At 44.0% G+C, this 23,470-nt stretch carries 23 protein-coding genes and 1 pseudogene; 16 read left to right on the top strand and 8 right to left on the bottom strand.

All coding sequences use genetic code 11. The features are described from left to right. Nucleotides 1-89 precede the first annotated feature (89 nt). The 5 genes from ACXAGV_RS12135 (at nucleotide 90) to ACXAGV_RS12115 (ending at nucleotide 5,091) form a co-directional block, all read left to right on the top strand. Nucleotides 90-821: an SDR family oxidoreductase gene (locus ACXAGV_RS12135; protein WP_474873483.1), complete on the top strand. Its 732-nt coding sequence runs from the start codon at nucleotides 90-92 to the stop codon at nucleotides 819-821. Between the two features lie 5 nt (nucleotides 822-826). After that, nucleotides 827-1,315 (top strand): GNAT family N-acetyltransferase, encoded by a 489-nt coding sequence (locus ACXAGV_RS12130; RefSeq protein WP_474873482.1) that lies wholly within the window; start codon nucleotides 827-829, stop codon nucleotides 1,313-1,315. Between the two features lie 84 nt (nucleotides 1,316-1,399). Next, nucleotides 1,400-1,912 carry a M23 family metallopeptidase gene (locus tag ACXAGV_RS12125; RefSeq protein WP_474873481.1) on the top strand — a complete coding sequence of 171 codons (513 nt, stop codon included), beginning with the start codon at nucleotides 1,400-1,402 and terminating at the stop codon, nucleotides 1,910-1,912. Nucleotides 1,913-2,596: 684 nt separating this feature from the next. Further along, nucleotides 2,597-3,985, top strand: a complete 1,389-nt coding sequence (locus tag ACXAGV_RS12120; RefSeq protein WP_474873480.1) for a L,D-transpeptidase family protein — start codon at nucleotides 2,597-2,599, stop codon at nucleotides 3,983-3,985. Between the two features lie 41 nt (nucleotides 3,986-4,026). Beyond that, nucleotides 4,027-5,091, top strand: coding sequence for a YcbK family protein (locus ACXAGV_RS12115; protein ID WP_474873479.1), 1,065 nt, complete (start codon nucleotides 4,027-4,029; stop codon nucleotides 5,089-5,091). 86 nt (nucleotides 5,092-5,177) lie between these two features. On the opposite strand, the gene ACXAGV_RS12110 is transcribed toward ACXAGV_RS12115, so the two are convergent. After that, on the bottom strand, nucleotides 5,178-5,786 hold the full coding sequence (locus tag ACXAGV_RS12110) for a lactoylglutathione lyase family protein (RefSeq protein ID WP_474873478.1): 609 nt from the start codon (nucleotides 5,784-5,786) through the stop codon (nucleotides 5,178-5,180). Between the two features lie 229 nt (nucleotides 5,787-6,015). Next, complete coding sequence (locus ACXAGV_RS12105; RefSeq protein WP_474873477.1) at nucleotides 6,016-6,429, bottom strand: helix-turn-helix domain-containing protein; 414 nt, start codon at nucleotides 6,427-6,429, stop codon at nucleotides 6,016-6,018. Nucleotides 6,430-6,520: 91 nt separating this feature from the next. On the opposite strand from ACXAGV_RS12105, the gene ACXAGV_RS12100 reads away from it, so the two are divergent. Further along, nucleotides 6,521-7,006, top strand: a complete 486-nt coding sequence (locus ACXAGV_RS12100; RefSeq protein WP_474873476.1) for a DUF2938 domain-containing protein — start codon at nucleotides 6,521-6,523, stop codon at nucleotides 7,004-7,006. A gap of 50 nt (nucleotides 7,007-7,056) precedes the next feature. On the opposite strand, the gene ACXAGV_RS12095 is transcribed toward ACXAGV_RS12100, so the two are convergent. Continuing rightward, the gene (locus ACXAGV_RS12095; protein WP_474873574.1) at nucleotides 7,057-7,626 is read right to left on the bottom strand and encodes a chalcone isomerase family protein; all 570 of its coding nucleotides are present in this window, start codon (nucleotides 7,624-7,626) and stop codon (nucleotides 7,057-7,059) included. A 178-nt stretch (nucleotides 7,627-7,804) separates the two neighbouring features. Here ACXAGV_RS12095 and ACXAGV_RS12090 point away from each other — a divergent pair, with 178 nt between their 5' ends. The 6 genes and pseudogenes from ACXAGV_RS12090 to ACXAGV_RS12065 all read left to right on the top strand — a co-directional run bounded on the left by ACXAGV_RS12090 (nucleotide 7,805) and on the right by ACXAGV_RS12065 (nucleotide 11,624). Beyond that, a complete protein-coding gene (locus ACXAGV_RS12090; RefSeq protein ID WP_474873475.1) occupies nucleotides 7,805-8,533 on the top strand; it encodes a hypothetical protein in 729 nt (242 codons plus the stop codon). A gap of 109 nt (nucleotides 8,534-8,642) precedes the next feature. Next, nucleotides 8,643-8,741, top strand: a pseudogene (locus ACXAGV_RS12085) (GNAT family N-acetyltransferase); the annotation flags it as partial. 45 nt (nucleotides 8,742-8,786) lie between these two features. Next, nucleotides 8,787-9,131, top strand: a complete 345-nt coding sequence (locus ACXAGV_RS12080; protein ID WP_474873474.1) for a VOC family protein — start codon at nucleotides 8,787-8,789, stop codon at nucleotides 9,129-9,131. Nucleotides 9,132-9,453: 322 nt separating this feature from the next. Continuing rightward, nucleotides 9,454-10,119: a FlgO family outer membrane protein gene (locus ACXAGV_RS12075; RefSeq protein WP_474873473.1), complete on the top strand. Its 666-nt coding sequence runs from the start codon at nucleotides 9,454-9,456 to the stop codon at nucleotides 10,117-10,119. A gap of 4 nt (nucleotides 10,120-10,123) precedes the next feature. Continuing rightward, nucleotides 10,124-10,888: a FlgO family outer membrane protein gene (locus ACXAGV_RS12070; protein WP_474873472.1), complete on the top strand. Its 765-nt coding sequence runs from the start codon at nucleotides 10,124-10,126 to the stop codon at nucleotides 10,886-10,888. Between the two features lie 10 nt (nucleotides 10,889-10,898). Beyond that, nucleotides 10,899-11,624 carry a FlgO family outer membrane protein gene (locus ACXAGV_RS12065; RefSeq protein WP_474873471.1) on the top strand — a complete coding sequence of 242 codons (726 nt, stop codon included), beginning with the start codon at nucleotides 10,899-10,901 and terminating at the stop codon, nucleotides 11,622-11,624. Between the two features lie 138 nt (nucleotides 11,625-11,762). On the opposite strand, the gene mnmC is transcribed toward ACXAGV_RS12065, so the two are convergent. Together mnmC and ACXAGV_RS12055 are read right to left on the bottom strand one after the other, a co-directional pair. Further along, the gene (gene mnmC / locus ACXAGV_RS12060; protein ID WP_474873470.1) at nucleotides 11,763-13,823 is read right to left on the bottom strand and encodes a bifunctional tRNA (5-methylaminomethyl-2-thiouridine)(34)-methyltransferase MnmC2/FAD-dependent 5-carboxymethylaminomethyl-2-thiouridine(34) oxidoreductase MnmC1; all 2,061 of its coding nucleotides are present in this window, start codon (nucleotides 13,821-13,823) and stop codon (nucleotides 11,763-11,765) included. A gap of 3 nt (nucleotides 13,824-13,826) precedes the next feature. Next, nucleotides 13,827-15,101 (bottom strand): Kelch repeat-containing protein, encoded by a 1,275-nt coding sequence (locus ACXAGV_RS12055; protein ID WP_474873469.1) that lies wholly within the window; start codon nucleotides 15,099-15,101, stop codon nucleotides 13,827-13,829. Nucleotides 15,102-15,468: 367 nt separating this feature from the next. On the opposite strand from ACXAGV_RS12055, the gene fabB reads away from it, so the two are divergent. The 3 genes from fabB (at nucleotide 15,469) to ACXAGV_RS12040 (ending at nucleotide 17,452) form a co-directional block, all read left to right on the top strand. Next, the gene (gene fabB / locus ACXAGV_RS12050; protein WP_118493712.1) at nucleotides 15,469-16,683 is read left to right on the top strand and encodes a beta-ketoacyl-ACP synthase I; all 1,215 of its coding nucleotides are present in this window, start codon (nucleotides 15,469-15,471) and stop codon (nucleotides 16,681-16,683) included. A 258-nt stretch (nucleotides 16,684-16,941) separates the two neighbouring features. Then, entirely contained in the window at nucleotides 16,942-17,196 is a 255-nt protein-coding gene (locus ACXAGV_RS12045) for a type II toxin-antitoxin system Phd/YefM family antitoxin (protein ID WP_474873468.1), read from the top strand. Continuing rightward, nucleotides 17,189-17,452 carry a Txe/YoeB family addiction module toxin gene (locus ACXAGV_RS12040; protein ID WP_474873467.1) on the top strand — a complete coding sequence of 88 codons (264 nt, stop codon included), beginning with the start codon at nucleotides 17,189-17,191 and terminating at the stop codon, nucleotides 17,450-17,452. The genes ACXAGV_RS12045 and ACXAGV_RS12040 overlap by 8 nt, the downstream gene beginning before the upstream one ends. 149 nt (nucleotides 17,453-17,601) lie before the next feature. Here ACXAGV_RS12040 and ACXAGV_RS12035 read toward each other — a convergent pair whose 3' ends face one another. After that, the gene (locus ACXAGV_RS12035) at nucleotides 17,602-19,323 is read right to left on the bottom strand and encodes a serine hydrolase domain-containing protein (RefSeq protein WP_474873466.1); all 1,722 of its coding nucleotides are present in this window, start codon (nucleotides 19,321-19,323) and stop codon (nucleotides 17,602-17,604) included. 356 nt (nucleotides 19,324-19,679) lie between these two features. Between ACXAGV_RS12035 and ACXAGV_RS12030 the strand changes: the two genes are divergently transcribed. Next, nucleotides 19,680-20,294 (top strand): Pr6Pr family membrane protein, encoded by a 615-nt coding sequence (locus ACXAGV_RS12030; RefSeq protein WP_474873465.1) that lies wholly within the window; start codon nucleotides 19,680-19,682, stop codon nucleotides 20,292-20,294. Between the two features lie 301 nt (nucleotides 20,295-20,595). On the opposite strand, the gene ACXAGV_RS12025 is transcribed toward ACXAGV_RS12030, so the two are convergent. Both ACXAGV_RS12025 and ACXAGV_RS12020 read right to left on the bottom strand, forming a co-directional pair. Then, entirely contained in the window at nucleotides 20,596-21,069 is a 474-nt protein-coding gene (locus tag ACXAGV_RS12025; RefSeq protein WP_474873464.1) for a (2Fe-2S)-binding protein, read from the bottom strand. A 3-nt stretch (nucleotides 21,070-21,072) separates the two neighbouring features. Next, nucleotides 21,073-23,394, bottom strand: a complete 2,322-nt coding sequence (locus ACXAGV_RS12020) for a molybdopterin cofactor-binding domain-containing protein (RefSeq protein WP_474873463.1) — start codon at nucleotides 23,392-23,394, stop codon at nucleotides 21,073-21,075. Nucleotides 23,395-23,470: the final 76 nt, after the last annotated feature.

Raw genomic sequence — 23,470 nt, 5'->3', positions numbered from 1 at the left:
GAATAAGACTTTCTGAAGACGGAGTCAGCTGGTAAGTTAGTCTTATGAGCTAAGCGCTACACTCTACAGTCGATTAAGGGAATAAATTTTTGAGCAAGGTAGTCATTGTTACAGGGGCAAGCCGTGGTATAGGTGCCGCAACCGCTAAATTGTTAGGAAGTAGCGCTTATAAGGTTTGCATTAATTACCTATCAGATAAAAATGCTGCGGATAGCGTGTGCGCGTCAATAGCCGAAAGTGGTGGCGTTGCATTTGCCCATAAAGCCGATGTTTCAGATGAAGCGCAAGTGCTGAACATGTTTAAGACTGTGAACAGCCGATGGGGTGAGATAACGCATTTGGTAAACAATGTGGGCATTTTATTTACCAAAACTGAGTTATTTAACATCAGTGCAGAGCGCTTCACCAAAGTACTTAATACCAATGTTCTTAGTGCATTTTTGTGCTCAAAAGCTTTCGTCAAACAAAATGTTACGGGTGGCGCAATAGTTAACGTTTCATCCATAGCATCTCGTACAGGTGCGCCCTTTGAATACGCAGATTATGCCGCATCGAAAGGAGCTATGGATTCATTTACTAAAGGGCTTTCCTTAGAACTTGCCGCAAAGAATATTCGTGTGAATAGCGTTAGGCCCGGGTTTATCAAAACAGACATTCATGCCGATGGTGGTGAACCTGGCAGAGTTGAGCGGTTGCGCTCACAAATACCTATGCAGCGGTGCGGTACAGCTAACGAAGTCGCACAGGCGATAGCCTGGCTTCTGTCACCTCAGTCTTCGTATGTTACTGGGTCGTTTATTGATTCAGCGGGTGGGAAGTAAGGCGCATGGTAACACTCAGAGATTTTAAAACGAGCGATGTAGGTAGGCTGTTAGATATTTTAAATCAACCGTCGGTTACTCAATATCTTTCGACAAAAATTCCTAACCCTTATACAAAAGAAGATGCAATGTGGTGGGTTCAAGAGGGTAGTACCCAAGGCTTTATAAGAGCTGTTGAGTATGAGGGCGAGTTAGTAGGGTGTATTGGTGTTAACCCAGGTAACTTTGAATATGAGAGGTCTGGAGAAGTTGGGTACTGGCTTTGCTCATCACATTGGCGAAAAGGCATTATGCGCGAGGCGCTGCGCCAAATTATTGCGCTTACTTTTTCAAACACAAATATAGAACGTATTTTTGCCTGCGTATTTTCATCGAATTTTGCTTCGCAAAAGCTGCTGCTAGATGCAGGGTTTAAGCAAGAAGCGATATTGCAACGCGCCATTTTCAAAAATGGACAGTTTTACGATAGCCATATTTTTACCACCTTGAGATAGCTAGAAGGTAATTCCCCAATAAAGTGTTTATCTGAGTCTGAGAAAACAACCTTCATAAGGTGCGACCTATAAAAAGGAACTTTTGTGAAAAAAACGATCATATCAATTTTACTAATTTTTCTGGTATTCATTTGCGCGGGGCTAGTAATTCCAGAAAAACTTGTAATTCCAGTAGAGGGGGCATCCTCTAACGACTGGAATCACAATACGTTTTGGTATGAGCCGTGGGGCAGCTCTGGTGTGCACAAAGGTGTAGACATCTTCGGTGCGAAAGGCACGCCTGTTCAATCCGCTACCTCTGGCTACGTTATCTACACAGGCGAATTGGGAAAAGGAGGGAACGTTGTCGCGGTTCTAGGCCCTAAGTGGCGCGTGCATTATTACGCTCATATGCAAGAAGTTACAGTGAAGAAAGGGGTTTGGTTATCTCAAAAAGATCAAGTGGGAACCCTTGGCGATACTGGCAATGCCAAAGGTAAGCAGCCCCACCTTCACTACTCGATAGTTTCTCTTATTCCTTTGCCATGGAAAGCAACGTCTGAACCTCAAGGTTGGAAAAAAATGTTTTTTCTTAATCCTCACGAAAAGTTGCTGTAGGCGCAAATGCAAGGATGAGAGCATCTTTAGGTGAATACATACTTCATGTTGATGGTATCGCAGGAACGAGTACTGGCTTATTGCTTCTGCTTTTCCAAAATATAGCGAGCGACTTCTAACAACTGCCGAAAGGGCTTATTCTATTCTTAGCGGGTGCGAATTTATGCTATGGCATAAACGCATTAAGGCTTGCCCTTATACGCAATAGGTCACTTAATGAAGTAACGGCTTTAGCTATTGCAAACTTTCTTTGGGTGGTTACATGTGTAGGAATTCTTCTCACTTATTACGAACAAGCGAGTATATTCGCACTGCTTTTTATTAGTGCCGAGTGCATATTTGTAGCAATACTTGGTTCGTGTGAGTGGCGCTACAGATTTTTATTAGTTGCTAGTGGTAATTGATTTTCGCTTAAAGCAAATGCGATTTTCAATCGTAAAAATTCTATCTAACATCATTCTGAAAGATATCTAGTTTGTAAAATTTACGGCTATTTTCTAACCTTTTCCCATAAAAATATTACTGAAGCGCTGAATTACCTACACATAATAATTCTATTATCTAAACCCTGTCATTTCCTTTTTATTTAAATAAATTATACTTTTCAAAGGCTTACGCTTCTTCCTATTCCTTGGCACTCGTTTTGCGATCTTGTCAATGTGTGTATTTTCAAGGAAAAGATCAATGGAATCCGAACATCGAGCCGTCAAGCATTCTGTTCAATTGCGCCATAGTAACCAATTGAAGGAGAACGTTTTTGGTCACTCCTTAGCGCCTAGCAAACGAACTTCTAGCATAGCGAGAAAGCTTGTTATTGCTGCAGCTTCTTTCTGGTTACCTTTGGTAGGTGTTGCCTCGACCGTTTCCACTCCAACACCTGCAGCTTTGGAAGAAGCGAATACAACCTCAGCGTTACAAGCACAGTTAAAGCAAATGAAAAGTGCTTATGCTTTCTACTCTTCTATTGCCCAACAGGGCGGCTGGAAAACCCTAGATTCAGAATCAGTTCTTGAAAACGGTGCGCTAAGAAAGGCCACACGCAATAACAATACAACTAATGGCGAAAAGCAGAGTCAAGTTATACGTGCGCTTATCTCCCGCTTAGGAAGAGAATACCCCTCGATAGATACGAACTGTACTCATGCATTAACGGTGGCCAACTCCGCTCCATGCGTTTTCAACGAAGAAGTTGAAAATGCAGTAAAGGATTTTCAACGTCGTCATGGCCTTCTAGTCGATGGTGTAGTGGGTAGGAATACGCTTGCTGCGCTAAATGTGACGGCAGAAGAAAAAGTTCAGCAGTTAGCCCTTAATATCACACGCTTGGAAATGTTTGAAGAAAAAGACAGCGATGCTTATGTGTTAGTTAACATTCCAGAATTCCGCCTTCGCTATATTAGTAAAGGTAGAGTAAAAGCCACTAAAGACGTGGTTGTGGGCAAGCCAAGCTGGGCTACGCCCTCTTTTAGCGATCATATCGAAAAATTTGTCGTTAACCCGGAATGGCGTATACCCCTTTCTATCGCGACTAAAGAGATCGCCCCAAAAGTAGCAGATAACCCTCATTACTTAGAAGAGAACAACATTGTTATTCGCAAAAACAGTTTCGTTGATGATGAGTTGGTCGATCCCGAAACAATTGATTGGGAAAACATAAAGCCCTATCAGTTTGACCATTTTCTAGTAAAGCTTCCCAACGATAAAAATCCGTTAGGAAAGGTTAAGTACCTATTCCCCAATCGACATGCTGTGTACGTGCACGATACGCCCTATCAACAGTGGTTTAGTGAAACAAACCGCGCAGCGTCTCACGGCTGTATTAGATTGCAAGACCCATTCTCACTAGCGAAGTTAATTGCAGAAGAGCAGGGCGTAGAGAGTCTAATGGACAACGTTATATCAGCCCGTGATTTAAGCCAGTCAAAAACCTTTCACCTTGAAGAGCCTTTGCCTATCCATTTGGTGTATTGGACCGCGTGGGCTGACCAAGACGGTACGGTGAACTTTAGGAATGATATTTATCAGCGCGATAGACGTGACGCTGAAGCGCTTACGCAGGTAGCGTCTCTGTAAAAGAATATAAACGAATGATAGTGGTAACAAGGTATATGACAATGATAGTGAATAACTTAACAGCTTCGGTAGTGGCATTCGCATTACTTTTGCCTTCACATTTTGTGCATGCTTTTGTACAGGGCACCGATGCAAAAAGCGATGAGATAGTTCAGCAGAATGTTCCCAAAAGAAGTACTCAAGTAGCGCCACATGAGCCAGTTGTCGTTGAGAATAGAGCGCATTTAGAAGACGCGGAATTTAGTTTAAAGATCAATAATATTGTGGTGCCTTATAACGTCTTTTCTTTATTTGTGCTACCTGAAGAAATTACTGAACTAGAAATTATTTATCCGCAACCGGACAAAACCTATCAGTTGTTTGAAAACGGCGTAATGGTTGATAAATCCGAGTCTATGACCTGGCACTGGCAGGCGAAAGATACGCCGGGTGAACAGCGCCTAGAAATAAGAAGCGAAGACGGGCTGGTTAATATGTCACTGAATGTATTTGTGATGGTTCCTGCCGAGGAAGTCCAAGGAGGACGCCTAAAATATTACCATATAGGGCCTTATCCAGATGAAAGCGAAATTAAAAATAAAGACGTTTACGTTGAACCTGAAGGCTTTATTGAAGTTACCCAAAAAAACCAAGACTTATCGTTGTCTCCCCATTTCAAGCTAAAAGAATTCACAAGTAAACAGCGCTCTGGCTACCCCAAGTTCGTGTATCTTCGTCCATCTCTTCTTTTAAAGCTGGAAATGCTTAGAAGGGAAATGAATATGAACAATATTCACGTTTCAAATATGGTGATCATGAGCGGATACAGAACGCCTCAATATAATAAAGCAATCGGCAACGTTAAATTTAGTCGACATGTATATGGCGATGCTGCCGACATTTTTGTCGATAATGACGGTAACTACAGAATGGACGACTTAAACGGCGATGGGGTAGTAAATATTGCAGATGCTGACGTTATGGCCAACATGATAGCAGAGCTAAATAAACGCAGCGAATATAAAGGCTTAATCGGTGGTATGGGGGTTTACGGACCTAAACCTCACCGAGGTCCATTCATTCATATCGACACCCGTGGTATTAAAGCGCGATGGAGAAAGCCTTAAGCAGATAATCGCTGTATCTCAATTGCATTTCATTTTTGATTAGCTAAAACGCCCGTTAAATGCGGGCGTTTTAGCGAATACAAGGCTTACTTATAAGCGCCGCTAGCGTAGTGAAGTTCATAGCTGTGGCTGTAAATTTCGATGATGTTACCGAACGGGTCTTCCATATAAATCATACGATAAGGCTTTTCACCCGGGTAGTAGTAGCGAGGCTTTTCCATTCGACGCTTACCGCCGGCATCCACAATTTTCTGCGCCAGTTCTTCAACATTTGGATCTTGAACTGCGAAGTGAAACACACCCGTTTCCCAATATTTAAAGTTATTGTCAGGGTTTTTCTGTTGTTCAAACTGGAACAGCTCAATACCTATCTTATCACTTGTAGACATATGAGCAATTTTATAGCTGCCCCATCCCTTGCCGAATACGTCGGTCGACATTTTGCCAATTGCGCTGTCATCTTCTTGCACACTAGTCGGGCCCATTATGGTATACCAACCCAGTACCTCACTATAAAATTCTACTGCTTTTTCCAGATCGGGTACTGAAATACCGATGTGGGAAAAAGAACGCGGATATGCTGCGTGTGAGGCTTGCTCTTCTTTTGTCGGTGTTTCCTGCACAGCATTTGCAGTAAATGTCGGTAGATTGAATACCGATAAACTCGCCATCATTAATAGCCACTTCTTCATCATAACTTCCTTAACTGTTGTATTACTGTAAACCGGGCAAGTGCCCTTTATTGACTGATATACTAGTTTCTAACGTCGCTAACTAGAAATTATGGATTGTTATTATTTTGATAATTTTAAATTATTGCTTCGGCTTTCAATAGGATAATTGCGCTGGGCGAATAGCCAGAAGGGTGTGCACGTATAGTTTCAAATTCCAGTTCGAACAAATACACGTCTAAAAGCTGTCATTTTACTTTCTGTTCGTTGCTAAGCCTTTTATTGCCCCTGTACCTGCAAGGTTCATCAAACGGCGAAATCTTGGGCATTCTAAGTGGCTTGGTGCTGTGCAGGCTGCCGCATGTTGCAGACCATCGCGCATGGCTGTGAGCTTTTTTATTGTTCCGTCTAGTTCATTGGCTTTTCTCAGTAGTAGTTCACGATCAATTTCAGGCTTTGCCTCGTTCCCCAAAATGCCCGTTATCTCATCTAAAGAAAAACCTGCAGCGCGACCTAATGCTATTAATTCAAGGCGCTCTAGTACATTCTGGCTAAATACTCGACGTATACCTTGCCTGCCAATAGAAGTGATAAGACCTTTTTCTTCATAAAACCGGAGTGTTGATGCTGACACTCCGGACTTTTTGGCAACCTGAGATATTTCCATACTTTTTTCCAAAGGATTGCTTGACTTAAAGTTAACTTGAAGTTGTAGGCTAGCATCTCTAACTAATTGAAACTAGCTGTTGAGGGTGAATATGCAGAATATTGTTTTTATCGTGCTAATGGGTATTGGGGCTACCCTAGTGATGGATTTGTGGGCGCTGCTAAGGCAACAATTGTTTGGTATTGCTCCAACAAATTGGGGCATGGTGGGGCGTTGGATAGGGCATATGAGAAAGGGGCGGTTCTTCCATACTTCTATTGCCAACGCCGATGCTGTGAGTGGTGAGAAAACTATTGGGTGGGCAGCACATTACGTAATTGGTATTGGCTATGCGGTGTTACTTTTCCTTATATTTGGAGAAGCTTGGTTGTGCGAACCGACACTAGGTCCAGCTTTGGTGCTCGGTATCGCTACGGTCGTTGCACCGTTCTTTATATTGCAGCCAGGTATGGGCGCAGGAGTTGCTGCGTCTAAAACGCCTAATCCTAACGCTGTCCGTCTACACAGCGTTTTAAACCATGCTGTATTTGGCATTGGGCTGTACCTTTCGGCATTGATAGTGAGATTTGTTTTATAGCAATACCTAATACGCGGCCAGCGCAACACTGGCCGCGATTTCCTTACACCTCAATTTGCTAAAATGTTTTTTACTAAGTCTTCTGTATCTACAATTGGGTCTTTGCCAAACCATATGGACCACAAGGCGTCAGCCAACGCTTTGTTTTCAGTCTCGACAACCAAGGTATTGTTGAAAAACACACTTAGCTTATCTGAAGGAAGTCTGGATATTGTTAAGGTTGAATGTTTTCCTACTTCATCCTGAAATCCAGCAGATAGTCTTTTAATATCCTCTTTAATTTTACTAAGGTCAGCATCGACGTTATTTCGCTCAATGCCTTCCATTAGTGCTTCCTCTATTTGCTCTCGGGATACATCCCTCAAGAACTCCAATTCTAGGCGCTGCTGTGTGTCTGCATTTAAAATAAACGTGATCAGCGCTTCTTTCGATGTAAAGTTAACACTAGGCTTTGCCATGAAGTGGCTCAATTTGTAAACGCTAAAGAAAAAGCGCTTTTTAACGGTGGTACCGCTTAACTTAAGAGCATCTGAAATAGCTGTAGAATTGTTTTCGACTGAGATGCTGTGGGAATATGTCGAATCAATCACTGCTTCGGCTGTCACACTAAAACAAGTCATCATTAAAAGAATTAGACCGCGGTTTAAAATTACTCGCGACAAAACTGTTCCTCTGAAAAAGCTATTAACATATCTATTTGTAGCAGTACTGATAGCGTTAATTGCAGTTAACGACAATTTGCGATCAATTTCTATACTTTTTCAGTACGAAGATAGACAACAGTAAATAGAGACTCTCTTGAAGTTTATAAGCTTTCTTCTTTATATAGTCCTTTTTGTTACCTTAAGTAAACAAAGTCATGCAGATTACCTGCAAGGCTGTAACGACCCTGAGTACCTAGAGTATATTGAGAAGCGTTTTGCATACCTTGAATCAAGAAATCGTCGATTGCTTAATGAGACATGGAAAGACTATCAACTGAGTTTGTCGCTCAACAGTAATCCATATCAAGTGCTCAACAACTTAAGTAGGCATATAAAATATAGTGCGCAATTTGAGCCCATTGAAATAGCTGAATTGAAGATTGAGCGCGCATTTGAATATGCTGATGAGATGAGCACAGAACAACAAATAGCGGGCGATGTGTACGATGGTTTCAGTAGTGAAAATCATTATCTGGATATCGCTAGAGCGTGGATAGCCTATCGGCAAGGCGATGTTGCGGGTGCATTTCATGCGCTACATAATTCTATAAAGAGTGTTGATTCTGCGCTGCTGGGTGCTTTTGGCCCAGACTTTGATTTGGTGCGTCAGCTTTATAATGATGGTTATATTGACGCTGTGGTCGCTTACATCAATAAGACCGAATCATTTTGGTCTGGCAAGCGACCCGATGCACTACGCAGTGCGTGGCTTAATATGATTAAGGCCGGCTGTAAAATACAATTTGACTCTATCGATACAATAAAAGCTGAGCAATTAGGGCTTACCGTGATTGACGTTCAAAAAGTGCTTGGTTTCGATTAACAGGTATGTTTGCTTTTGTAGATGGAATTGGCAGCGTTGCTTTATCTCAAACCATCACCCTCACATAGCAAACTTCTGAGCTCAAACAAATAAAGATATGGTATAAAACAAGAATTCTGTCGCCAAAGCCTTCTATTCAAGCTTTGGTTTCGAAGAGGTGGGGTTAGATGAAGATGGCGAAGACATGCTTGCTGTTATTGCCATTTAGCCACGAATTAAATTTAAAGCAGCGAAATGCGAGGGATCTCAAGATATGGACGTCATAGATATTAAAACTTTTATTCCAAGCAAAAACTACGACATTTCTAAAGCATTTTATTCTGAGATTGGATTTAATGCAGAATACGTAAATGAAGACCTAACACTGTTTGAAAATGGTGATTGTCTCTTCTTTCTTCAGCGCTTCTATAATCCTGAATTGGCGAATAACTTTATGCTACAAATATGTGTAGCAGACATTCAGGACGCTTTTGATTTGTGCTCGCGCTCGTTACATAAAACGAAAATTTCATCAATTGAGCAACAACATTGGGGAAGTGTTTTCTATCTGTGGGGCCCGTCGGGCGAACTACTTCACATTACCGAATTAGCTAGCTAGCCGTTTAATTATCGGCAGCTTTCTGTCCTAAGGCGGCAAGACGCCTCCGCTTCTTATGAGCAGCCTGACGATAAACATCAAATTCTTTTGGTTCTGAAAATGGCACATCTTCTAAAACTAGGCGCTTTACGTCACTTGGTTATCAGCAATTTTTTTCAATGTAACGGTCAATGCTGCTTGTAGTCTCTCTTTGGTGTGAATTTTGCAGAAGCCTGTTTAAAGACACTGAAAATGTCGGTTTGCGTAGTAGCTGATCACTGTTTTTCGATGAGTTTTTGCTTCTTTCCGATAGAAATTTGACGTTTTTCACTGGACATGTGTAATGAAAAGTATGACAAAACCTGTCTATCACGCTTTGCTGACAGAAAATGGTCGCTTGATCGCGAAAGCCTTGGCATATACCGCGCTTCTCTTGGGCTTACTCTCTGGTTGCTCTTCATCTGACGAACCTAAGAGTCAATTTGCGCAAACCGATGCCAGCGACGTATCGGCATTGGGTAATGTGGAATACCATACCTATATGTTGGCAAACGAACTTTTTGCTGATGTGGGCCCAGCACGTCAGTCTCGCTATGCGGTAGTTGGCTTTGTACCTGCCGATACTATGAAATACCGTGCTGATCATCAACACCCGTTAATCTTGTTGGGCCATCAACTTGAACAGGGAATGATTACTGAGGCCACGAAAAGAGGCTTTTCTACTCAAGAATTTAAGCTTTCGAACGATATAATTGTGAGTAACGAAAGCGACAGAGTATTAACCCGCGATATCGACCAGCTTTCCAATATTGAGCGCGTCGATTTTTATATTACCGGCACCATGGTGTATCAAGAGTCTGGTGCGGTGGTTAACGCTCGAATTATCAACGCTAGAAATAAAAACATTGTCGCTGCAGCAACACGTTTTTTCCCTGCCGAACTGTTTTGGCGCGAAGAACAAGTAACCACCAGAAACGGCAAGTTATACAGAACTGAAGGTACGAGGTAACCCCATGAAAAGACGAAATCAATACGCGGCGCTTTCGCTTTGTGCTTCACTGCTAAGCGTTAGCGGGTGTTCTATGATGATGGGGGAAGAAGAGGTAGCCGAACAAGCGCCTCAGCGCCCGGCCATGAATGTGATTGATATTACTGCCGCCGACCGCGCTCCTTCAAAGCCAGTTGAAAATACCAGTGATACCCAGTCTCAGGGTATGGACGCGTACGGTGCTATCGGTCAACCTCCTTTGTATTCGAGCGTACAGGGCGCGTATAAAGGTAGACCTCTAACCAAGCATATTGGCGACTATGTGAAAAACATGGCGCAAGACTTAATTGCCAATATGGAATACGTGAATAACAAAACACCTATTGGTGTAACCCATTTCGCACTGCTAGATACTGACTTGCAGAAAACAGATTTACTTGGTCGTCAGATGGCGGAATCCTTTGTGCACGAACTGCATAAATTCCGCGTGCCGGTTATAGACTTCAAAGCTACCGAGTATATTCGCATTACTGTCGACGGCGATTTTGTATTAAGTCGAGACTATTTGGAATTGAGCAGCAGCCTTCCTATTGAATACGTGTTAACGGGAACGATGACCAAGCACCAAGGTGGCGTGTTAGTTAACGCTCGTATTTTAGGCATGGAGTCGCGCGCAGTGGTGGCAACTGCGCAAATGTTAGTGCCGTTCTACGTGGTAGATGCACTTATTCCAAGTGACGGTAGCCAGCAAAACGGTATGCGCGATGGCGTTAAGCTAAGTCGCGGCTAGGAGTTTCAGCATGGTGTTTACAAAGAAGCTTTTGCCTAGCAGTTGGGTAGCCGTTGGCGTAATTCTAAGTGGTTGTATGACAGGGTGCACTAGCACAGAGTCTATTGGCTCATTTTGGTTAGGTGAAGACGGTGAAATTACGCATCACGCCGAGCCAGTGCCTGTACCAAGCCGTTCAGGGCTGGAGTACACACCAGATTCTCGCGATAGACAATATCAACAGCACGTGGAAGTCGAACCCGGTTATAAAGACCCACTACACCATGGCTATTCACCTTCACAAACGCACAAACGTTTAAATGATTACGCCTCGCAACTTGCGATGGAGTTAATGGACAATGCAACCCGTCTTACGCAGCAAGATATGGTGGGTGTGGCGAGTTTTGTGAGGCTTAATCAGTCGTTGAGCGACAGCACCGTGTTAGGCAATCAGCTTTCAGAGTATCTAATAGCCGAGCTACAAGACTTTGGGTTAGCGGTTGTCGACTTTAAGCTTGCAGGTGGCATTACCGTAACGCCAGTGGGCGATTTCGTACTTACTCGAGATGGTACTGCACTCGCTAAACAGGTTGAAATGGACCATGTTGTAACTGGCACCATCATTGAAGATGACAGAGGCGTGCGCGTAAACGCACGTATTGTGTCGCTGGAAAATAAACAAGTGGTGGCAAGCGCTAACGTATACATTCCCGCTTTTATCGTGATGGATTTAAATAAAATGGCTAGCGTAAACTAGCCATTTACTCCCATTGCGCTCTGCCTTCGAAAGCGAATGCGCTTCGTGTTCGCTTTAAAACCTCTAAACATCCGAACTTACGTATTTAGCTAACAAGACCTAGCTAATAAGAGAATGTTGGCGAGGGTGATGCGCATTTTAACCCTGACTTCTAATCGCGTCGCGAGTCATAAAGCGGCTTGTGTTCACTGCATTAAGCAAATCGTTGCTTAAAGGTAGCGGCTCCTTACATAGACTGCTCACCAAAACCTCTGCCATTAAAGGCGCTGTGGTTAACCCTCGTGACCCCAAGCAAGTAAGCGTGGAAACTAAGCTTTCAGGCAACACTGGCGAGCTGGTTAACGGCTTGCCCACGCCTAGCATAGTGTAGAGCTCTTTTAATGAATCAAAGTTATGTAGTGCACCGACAACAGGCTGGTGGTCGGGTGAGCCTAAACGGGTAGCGGCTCTGGCTTTACCGTCATGTTGTAATGCTTTCACGATGTCGGTGTTTGCCAGCGCCTGTTCGTGGGTGGCGAGGTTCATTTCAGTTTCATCGCCTCGTACATCGGTACTTAAGTCGTTTTTAACGTAGGTTGAACCTAACGCGTGCCGACCTTCGAATACAGGTGTCATATAGCCTTTGTGACACAACACAGTGTTAAGCTGTTCAATTGGCATTTGGGTGGGAATAGCTTCAACCTGGCCGCGAACAGGACGAAGTGACAGGCTGTTAAAATCGCTAGCGTTTACCGCACCTGCACCAAGGGCAAGGATAAGGTGATCGGCAGTAATAACTTCTTCACTCTCAGCGCTATCTAAGTTAAAACGAATCTGCACCCGCTGCTTTGTTGTCTGAATTGCCTCATGAGATATATAGGTATGATTGGGTTTCAGCTCGAGTTTGCCACTTTGAAGTGCTTGTTCAATCATGGCAGTAACTAGCTGTGGAGGAGAAATCCATCCGCCCAAACCAATGTATAAGCCAGAGTAGGGAAGAGCTAGGTTAGCGATACCGCTCACTTCTTTGCTGTCCACGGGCTTAATCAAAGCTTCAGGCCATACGTCGGCTGCAGCCAGTTTATTTTGGCGTTCTGCTACCTTGTCGTTAAAGCTTAGTTGAATAACGCCACAGAAATCATGGGCAACGTCGGCTAGGCCACAGGCTTTTGCATGTTCAATAGTGTGGTCGTAGGCTTGTCTAGCATACAAAAAACTATGCGCCTGAATGCGGCTGGCAATACTTGCTTCGCTATGAAGCTGCGGGTAAAAGCCGCCTTGCGGGTTGCCAGACGCGCCGCTTGCAAGGGTGTCACCATCAAAATACAAAGTAGTGCTAATGCCACGTTTTACTAAAGCCAGGCACGCGGTAGCTGCTGCAAGGCCGGAGCCTACTACTGCGACTTTGCTTGTTTTATCTAAACTGTCGTCAGCGTACCTGTAATAGGGGCCAGCAGGCAGGCGAAGTCTATACTGCACATTCTCATTGTCTTGGCTAAAAACGCCGGTCAACATGTCGCGCTTACGGCCAAAACCATCGCGTTTTTTTATGGTAAAACCTACACCAGCAAGCCCACGTTTTACGATGCCTGCGGCGGTAAAGGTTCCAAAGGTTGTACCTGTTTTTGACAAGCGAGCCATTTGGCTAAACAGTGCATCGGTCCACATATCAGGGTTTTTGCTTGGTGCAAAACCATCTAAAAACCAGGCATCGATGAGGCCATTTACAGGAGAATGCCATTGAGGTAGAAGTTCGTGAACATCACCAATCCACAAGTCGAGTGTGGTTGAATGGTTGTCAAAATGAAGGCGATGACAACCTTCAAGGCCCATGGGGTAAAGTGAAGCGAGTGCTTCCGCTTCGTCTTTAAGAGCTGGAAAAGCTTCTAGTGCGCGCTTCATATCCTGTTGAGGCAGTGGAAACTTTTCCGTGGTAATAAAATACAGGCGCTTTAACGGATGATCAGGGTTCGCTGCTCTAAATTCGTTGAAGGCACGCATGGCGACCAAAAAGTTCAGCCCAGTTCCAAAACCTGTTTCGGCGATGACAAAAGTAGGGTTGTGCCACTGTTGCCATCGCTCAGCAAGGTCGTTGCCTGCAACAAAAACGTGTTGGGTTTCATCAATTCCGCTGTCGTTAGAAAAATAAACGTCGTCAAAATGGTCGGCGACAGGCGTACCGCTCTCATTAAAATGAACCTGTGCATGCTTAGATTTCACTGTTTATTTTTCTCCGTTTATGTCGTTTTTGTATTGGCATTTTGAATTGAAGGCAGTTTTCACTACTTCAACAGCTTGCCCATCCGATGCTTGTTTTGAAACGTCAGAGCTAGCGAGCCTTGTAGATGGACAGGACACTTTTGAACGTGTTGAAAAATGCGTAATGACTTTACTAGTAACGCGTTGTGCACCAATCATACCGCCAATGGTGACCCAAGAACCGTTAACGTTAATTAACCCGCGGTGATCCATTGTAGGTGCTTCAGCATCTGTTTTTGATATAGCCCAGGTTTCTTCTGCAATATCAAAGGTCCATATGGCGTCATCCGCAGTTGAAGGCTCGCCGTTATAGCCAATGCCATTATAGTTGTACGGATTAGTTGAGCCGCCAACAAAATAGATTTTATTGGTGGCTTCATTGCCCGCTGCGGCCATGCGATAGCGCGCAGTACCCGTTGGATGGTCAAGGGTACGCCAATCAATTTTGAATGGATCTTCCTTGTCAATTTCACCTTTAAAGCAGGCTGTTTCTGGCGCGAAGCTGCGGCGTTTATCGCTGTGAGGTGTTACTGATACGCCGTCACAAATTACCATAGTGCTGTTAACGATGCCGCCAGCTTGCCCGAATACCGGACTGCCAAGAAAAGGGCTCGCCTGTTGCCATTGGTCGTTTTGAGTATCATAAACCTGCACAAGGTTTACGTTGCCATCGTTGTGCCAGCCAGAAATTAAGTACACGTAACGGTCTTGGTAAACCAGTGCAGTTGCATCATCAACAGGGACGGGCATAGGCGCCAATAGCGTATATTCCCCAGTTACAGGTGAGAATTTATAAACATCTGGGGTGCTAATTTCATTATGGTCTTCATCAACCGTGTAACCGCCAAAAATATAAACGTTGTCATTAACGCCCACTGCTACGGAAGCCAAACGGCCTTTTAGCGCAAGACTTGATGGAACTGGGTGAAGGGCTTGCCACTGCAAAGGTTTATCGTTGTTGTTAATCACAAGCTGCCAAGCACGGTTGTGCACATCGTTATGAGTTTTAGCTTTGCCCAGTCCCATAAAACTAAATACATATTGTGTGTCGTCTATGGTTATAGAAGCTACGGCATTGTTTGAAACTGGCTCTGGTAGCGCGGGGAGGGCGATAGGCGCTGCTGCTGTTGAGACAGTCGCTGCAGAAGCAATGATAAAGGCAGCCACTACGAAAGAAAGTCGGGGTACCGCACTTTGAAAAATGCGTAGAGCAATGGTTCTTGGCTTTTTTAATAACACAGCAATCTTCAGTTTTATCTAAATTTCGAACGTCTGGCCGCGTATTCTACCTGTCACCTTTTTGTTTTTCCGCAAAAGTTTATGTTCAAGCTATTTTGAACATTTTGTGAAGGTACAAATTAACGCTAGTCATGACCCTGTGCATTCGTGCTACATTGGAAATATTCCGAACAAGAAAGCTTAGACGAAGACGGCAAAACGAAAAAGAAGGGAAGTGGGAAACTACCTGATTATGCACATAAGCCCAGGATTGAAACAGGTACTGCAACGCTGAAGTTTAGCTAATTAGAGTGGGGCAGATGGCAAAGCAGACCACTTTACCATTCAAAATCGTTACCATAAGCCGCAACAACGCAAAGGGTAAACTATGAGAAGAGCAGTTATCACCGGTCTTGGTATCGTATCAAGCATCGGCGTAAATAAAGAAGACGTACTTGCTTCACTAAAAGCGGGTAAGTCTGGAATTACATTTTCAGAACAGTTCGCCGAAATGGGCCTTCGCAGCCAAGTTTGGGGCGACATCGATATCGACTTAAAAGAGCACATCGACCGTAAAGCAATGCGCTTTATGGGCGATGCGGCAGGCTACGCATACGTAGCGATGCAGCAAGCCATTGCAGACTCTGGTCTAGAAGAAAGCGACATTTCAAACGAGCGCACAGGTATTATCGCAGGCTCAGGTGGCGCGTCTTCTGAAAACCAAGTGCTTTCTGCTGATATTCTTCGCGAAAAGGGCGTTAAGCGTGTTGGGCCCTACATGGTTCCTCGTTGTATGGCATCTACGGTATCAGCTTGCTTAGCGACACCGTTTAAAATTCGCGGCGTGAACTATTCAATTGCCTCTGCGTGTGCAACCAGTGCCCATTGTATAGGTAACGCACTTGAGCTTATTCAGCTTGGTAAGCAAGACGTCGTATTCGCCGGGGGCGGTGAAGAGCTACATTGGTCACTATCAAGCCAATTCGACGCTATGGGCGCACTAAGCTCTAAATATAACGACAATCCTGCTGTGGCATCACGTACTTATGACGCGGCACGCGACGGCTTTGTAAGTTCTGGCGGCGGCGGTATGGTTGTTGTTGAAGAACTAGAACACGCGCTTGCGCGCGGCGCAAAAATCTACGGTGAAGTTGTAGGTTACGGTGCTACATCAGACGGTTTCGACATGGTTGCACCGTCGGGTGAAGGCGCAATTCGCTGTATGAAGATGGCAATGCAAAATATCGATGCGCCAATCGATTATTTAAATACTCACGGTACATCAACGCCTGTGGGTGACGTGAAAGAACTTGCGGCGATTCAAGAAGTGTTCGGCCAAGCGGGCGTACCTATTAGTGCAACAAAGTCACTGACAGGTCACGCACTAGGTGCAGCGGGTGTAAACGAAGCTATCTATAGCTTGTTGATGATGGAAAATAACTTTATCGCACCATCAATTAACATCGACACGCTGGACGATGCAGCACAAGGCTTAGATATTGTTACCGAAGCACGTGAAGCAACACTAAACACAGTGATGTCTAACAGCTTTGGCTTTGGCGGCACTAACGCAACGCTTGTTATGCAGCGCTATAATGGTTAATTAAAACCGCTTGAATCAGTAAGCGTTTTTAGCTTCTGTTAGAAGCTTCAAAACAAAAAGGGCGTAAACCTGAGTACCATGAGTGCTTGTGTTTAAGCCCTTTTTTGTTGCTGTTTCTTTGATTAAACCTGCGTTTCGATACTATGAAGTATCAGCAATAAGCTGTTAGCTTTCACGCCTCCGTTATGCGCAATATCCTGTACATGTGCTCATTTCTGGTCTAAACTTGTCCCATATAATGTACAGGTGGGGTGGTAAATGCGAATTGTCTCTTTTACAGAAGCAAGAAATGGACTAAAAGCTGTTTTGGACAATGTAGTCAACGATGCAGATACAACGGTAATCACCCGTCGTGACTCAGAAGATGCTGTTGTAATGTCATTAGATTACTACAACAGCCTTATGGAAACCGTTCATCTACTTCGTTCTCCAGCGAACGCTGAACACTTAAATCGTTCAATAACTCAGTTTAAAGCGTCAAAAACGGTTCAGCGAGAACTTATCGATGAGTAACAGGTTGTTGTCATGGACTGATGAAGCTTGGAATAGTTACGTTTATTGGCAATCTCAAGATAAGAAAACCTTAAAACGTATCAATAAATTAATAACCGATGTCAAGCGCTCTCCGTTTGATGGGATTGGAAAGCCAGAACCTCTAAAAGAAAACCTTGCTGGTTTCTGGTCACGCAGAATAGATGACACCAACCGTTTGGTATATGCCGTAGACGATACTGCAATTACGGTTATCTCGTGTCGTTACCATTACTAGCTGGTGTCTGCTAACAATCTAATAAAGTCGCTCACGGGCTCACTGGGCCGCAAACGTGGCGGTTACTTCACCTCGCTTTTATTATAGCCGCCATGTTTATGGGCCAAATTGATGAGAGTAAAAATAGAAATTTCTTTTATTGTTCTCGTCTATAGCTTTCTAAAATAAAGATTGCGAACACGACCGTTAGATATTCTGAAGCCACTCACCTCACCGTTAACATTGCGCTCAAATAGGATATCGCCAACTTGTGAGCTAAAAAAGTCACCTTTGACTGGTGCAATATAATGGTCGCTTAGACGGTGATGAGAAATTTTCAGCTGTTTATTTTCTGGTGAAAAGTGATAAGTGGAAGAAAGTTCAGGGCTGAAGTAACTGCCGGCGTATTGCGATAACCAGTTTTTGGTTATTTTGATTGGTGTATAGCCAACCGACACATACGTATCGACATTGTCTACCTGCACTGTCATTAAGCTTTTCTCGTCATTTTTGGTAAAGCTAACATAAATCTCTCCCTCTACATTCAGCATTTTGAAGGTGTTTTCGCCGATAGGAGCGAGTACACTTACGTTGTCTTCCCCTCTTGAATACATTAGTTTCCCATTTTCTAAATATATTTCTCTTGAGTACGTTTCTGGTTCATACCAATAGTGACCCACATAAGCTTTGAGTGTGCCTTCATCTAACTCAAGAAAATTAGATTTTTCTTTAGGTGAAATTGACTCTAAAAATGCGTCAGCAATCGCGTTCTGAGGGGGAGGGGTGTTTGTCTCTAGAAGCCTGTCAGCAAGTTGTAGAGCCAATTCCCAAGGCCTTGCATCTGCGCCATTATTCAATATTGCTATTGCTAAATTTTGTTTAGGGAAACGAGCCAAATACGAACGAAATCCTGCGTCTCCGCCGCTATGCTGAATATATTTGGTACCTTTGTAGTTACTAATAAATTGCCCATATGCGCCACCAAATGTTTCTCCATTGTTTAAGGACGCAAGGGTATTCATTTGCTCGATTATGGCAGGGCTACCCACAGTCGGTTCGGTGAAATTAGCTGACCATTTCAGCAGATCTTCTGCGGTCGTAAATAAACTGGTTGCACCTACATTTGAAAAGTTCAATACGCTTTTTTTGTAACCATTGCCGTTACGCTCGTATGAGTAGGCCCTATTGCTAACGATCTTTTGATGGTCGTCGTAAAACAAGCTGTTACTCATATTCAATGGCGTGAACAGCCTTTCTTGTGTGAATTGCGCAAAAGATTTACCGCTAACACGTGCAACAACCTCTGCTAATAGTGTGAACCCGGTATTTGAGTAAAGAAACTCTTCTCCCGGTTTGAAGTTTAGCTCTTTTTGTCGCGCTACTATTCTTAATACGTGTTCGGTAGTGATTACGTCATCTAATCGCCAACCAGCCATACGCAACAAATTCCATTGATCTCGCATGCCGCTTGTATGTGATGCTAAGTGTCGTAAGGTTATGGTGTGACCAAAATCCGGCACTTCTGGAATGTATTGTCGTATGTCATCATCGAAATTTAACTTACCTTCTTCAGCCAGTAGAAGAATGGCGAATACGGTAAATTGCTTAGATACAGATGCAACGTGAAACATAGTTTCTGGCGTAACAGGTATATCGTATTCAAGGTTTGCACTGCCATAACCTTTTGAAAATATAATCTCTCCATCCTGCAGAACTGCAACTGAGGCTCCTGGTTTATTAATATCATCGAATTGGGCAAATAGTCGGTCAAATTCTAGGGTTTGTTTTGAGGGGCTATTAAGAGACTTTTCAGGTTTTAACGATGGTTGGCAGGCGCATAAACCAATTGATAGCAGTACACTAATGACTAGACGGGCTGCAAATTTAGACATTTTAACGATTCCTTGTTATCACTTATTTTCAATTTTTTCCGACGAAGAGCAAACGTCAATACACTGCACAAAAAAGCAAAAGCTAGTCACAGGAAAAGGTTAGAGTAAAGTTGTTTTAATTAGTAGGCAAACAGATTTTCTATTAGCTACCTACTGACGAAAATGCTTTTGCACTTATTCTTTTCACTTTGACTGGGTTGTTATTTCCTATCATTTGCAAACTATACTAAATTTATAACGGATTGATTTAGTATCAGTTGGTCTAAAAAAGCAGTTTTCTTTTTTTAGAGGTCGATTAGTTTAATACTTGAGCCCTATTTATTTGGTAGAACCTTCATTCTTCGAAAGGACTTTAAATGGATTTTGTTCTTTTTTTAATTACAGCATTGGCACTAATAATTAGCCTTATAAGAGAAATTAGGAAACGAGGCAGCGACAGCATAGGCGTTGTAGTCTGGAAATATTTTAGTTATTACACAACGCTCACGAACCTTCTTGTCCTAATTTGGTTCGCTGCTTTGACTTTCTGGCCTGAGCAACCAGTTGCTCAGTTTGCTAAAAAACCGAATGTAGCCACTGCAGTTACTTTTTATATAGTTACAGTTGGTATTGCTAACTACCTTATCTATGGATGGCTCAAACTTTCATTGTTTGAACGTATTTCAGATTTATTAGTCCATGCCGTTACACCCGTAATCACACTTTCCTACTGGTTTTTCTTTGTAGAAAAAACGCAGCTTCAATACGCTGACTTAGGCTATTGGCTCATTTTTCCACTGACTTATGCCGCGTACACAATGTCTCATGGGAAATGGACAGAATTTTACCCTTACGAATTTACAAATGTTCAAGCGCTAGGCCTTAATAGAGTTTTATTAAATGGATTAGTATTATCTATTAGCCTCCTTGTTGGCGGCGCTTTATTTATATCTTTGGGAAAACTCTTGGGGGATTTTAATAGTGCGTTTTAGGCGCTTGCTACGAGTGCTGGAATCTTATACATGAACTATGTCACATCGTCTCTAATTTTAGCTCTCGCGTAATCGACCATTTGTTTGGAGTGCGAAGGTCTGCTGTTTGTCTCAAAAGGCCTGCGGGGCCGATGTGTACGTGAAGCAGCCCTCCAATTAATAGCAGGTGGAATTCCTGCAATTCGCTTTAAGCAGTCTACAAGACGACCAACTCTGTAGACGAAAGACTCAGATTAGGTCTGAGCTTATACATGTTAAGGTGTTCTTCTCAGCCCAACCCGTTTTCCCAATAATTAGCCTCTTATGTCGTCTGCTGAATCAAAGCTGCAGCATGTTTAATGGCTTTTCGAATCCTATGATAGGTACCACAGCGACAGATATTGTCGCTCATAGCTTCATCAATGTCACGATCGTTGGGATTGGGATTAGACTCCAAAAGTTTGACGGCGGTTAAAATTTGTCCCGCCTGACAAAACCCACACTGAGCGACATCTTCGTTTATCCATGCTTCTTGCACCGGATGTAGAATATCATCGACCGCAAGTCCTTCAATAGTGGTTAGCGATGCACCCTTTACTTCTTCCATCGGAACAATGCATGGGCGAACTAGCTCACCGTCTTTAAAGATAGTGCAAGCGCCACACACGCCAACACCGCAACCATATTTTGGGCCAGTAATACCAAGTCGATCACGTAATAGATACAGAAGCTCGTCATCGTTTTCAGCGTCGATAGAAACCGGGTTATTGTTAACATTAAATGTAATTTGTGGCATGAATTAACCCTCTGGATAGAAGTCACGAAGTGGAAAACGACGTGGTGCAATACCCGTCGCCCTGGCAAATGCGTTGGCTATCGCCGCTGCCGCCGCAGGAACTACTAACTCGCCTGCACCTCCCGGTGTTTCTCCATTAGGCGGCATAAAATGCACTTCGATCTTTGGTGGCGTGTTGCGCATTCGAGCAATTTCAAAATCGCCGTAACTGCTCTCGCGTATTGCGCCATTGTCGAGGTGTAAACTGGTGCGAATCATGTAGGTAATGGCGTCGGTTGCTGCACCGATAACTTGCGCCTCAAGGCCGGTTGGATTTAATACTCGGTTCACATCCAGCGCAACAACAATCTTAGTGACTTTACTTTCTTTCTTCGGATTTTTGAACGTTTGTAATTCAACAAGCACTGCGGCTCGAGACTTATACTCTTTATGTAACCCGAGGCCTTGGGCACGTCCTTTTTTCATTCTCCTTCCCCACTTGCCCTCTCGAGAAACTTTCCGCAGAACAGCTTTGGAGCGCTCATCATCAAGCATTTGTAATCTGAACTGGCATTCGTCCTTGTTCATTGCGCGTGCCAATTCGTCAACAACTATCTCGTTTGCGACGGCGGCTGTGCCGGAGTAGATGCCGCGCCAAGAGGAGGTTGGCACAACGAATTTTTTTTCGTTTAGCAGCAAGGAAGTTACACCAAACTTATATTGCACTAGTTGCGTTGAGTGCCAGACTGTCTGGCTGAAAGCAGCGGGAGCTAATTCTCCTCCCAATGCAGTAATACCTTCGCCAAAGCCATGTTCGAGATCCAATTCAGCGGTCGCAGCTCGATGGTCAAACGACAACACTTTTTTGCCAAATAAAAAACCTCGAGTGTAAGTCGCTTTTACGTTATGCAAGCTGAGCGGTCGTGCGCGGCCAAACTTTGTGTCGTCCTGTCGAGTAAACATAAGTTTGATGGGGCGGTTTACGATTTGTGAAATACGCGCGCCTTCAACTGCTGCATCAAAAAATAAGCGACGGCCAAATGAGCCGCCGCTCTGAATTACATTCACCTCGACGTCAGTGGGTAAGACTCCAAGGTCACGCGCAATTTTGGCTTGTGCTGCAAGTGGCGTCTTGGCGCCAGTCCATACCCTGATCTTTGAGCCGGTTGCATCGGCAACTGCTGTCATGGTTTCCATAGGGGCATGCGCCAAATAAGGAAAGATGAACTCGCCGCCAACCGAATCGGTAGCCAGAGGGATTTTAGGTAAGGTTGGCAGGTTTATCGCACGTAACTGCTCAATGACCTCGGCGTCAGATAGATGTTCGGCAGCACCCACACTCCATGTAATATTAAGTGCATCACGCGCTCGAAAAGCTTCGCCAAAGGAACGCGCAACAACGGCCACGCCAGAGGAGTTTGCATCAACATCCAACGGAACTTCTTTGATGGCGAGGACGCCGGGCAGGCCTATTGCCTCAGAATCGTCAAACGTGATCACGCAACCACCTAAGCTGGGTGGCCTAGCGACCACGGTGGGCATCGCGTCTGGTATGTCGAGATCCATCGCGAAATTTAGTTTGCCGGTAACAATATCGCGCGCGTCAGCCCGCTTTTGCGGCGTACCGATAATTTTGTATTGAGACGGGTCTTTAGGCTTTGCCAGTCGAGCTGCATCGTTGCGTCCCTCAACACCTGCGGTGAGCTCAGAGTAAGCAATGCGGCTGCCATCGTTATCAATTGCAAAGCCATTTTCTGTACTAATTTCGTTCACAGAAATCCCGAAATGCACTGCGGCTGACAATTTTATCTTATATAACAGCGCTGCCGCGACCTTGCGCAACGGATCCCAAAGAGACGTTACGGCGTGAGAGCCCCCTGTAATTTGACCAGTCGCTCGTCTGATTTCAGCCGGAGATAAAGTCGCATCAATTGAGGACAGTTCAACGTCCAGCTCTTCGGCAAGAATCATCATTGCAGCGGTTAATATACCTTGCCCAACTTCCATTCGTGGAAGCTCAAAACGGACGCGGTTATCACTCGTTATCTTAATTAAATAATCGTAGTAGAAAGGGTCACCGGAGATCAGCAGCAGGTCTGTTAAATCCAGTTCATCTGCAAGCTCCGGTATTCCTAACAACTGGGCGTTGGCATCCTGAGGACGAAAAGCACCACCGGTTATATGTAACGCAACGGCAAAACTCGAGCCCTTGAGCATGTAACCAATAAACTTTCTTCGTCCGGTGTTTTCTGCCTCGACAATGTGTTTGTCATCACTATCGGATTGATCATGTTTCTGAGAGGAGGTAACCGTCTCTATTTGTTCTGCATGGTTGCTTTTTGTCATAGCTTCCCCTTTTCAGTTCAAGACCTTCGATCGTTAACTTAAGCTTAAGAAAAGTCGTTTATTTAATGTAGGTAAT

The sequence above is a fragment of the Alteromonas sp. ABH4_453 genome, assembly GCF_056160665.1.
Note: the sequence above shows the minus strand (reverse complement) of the source record. Positions and strands in the feature narration are given on the sequence as shown.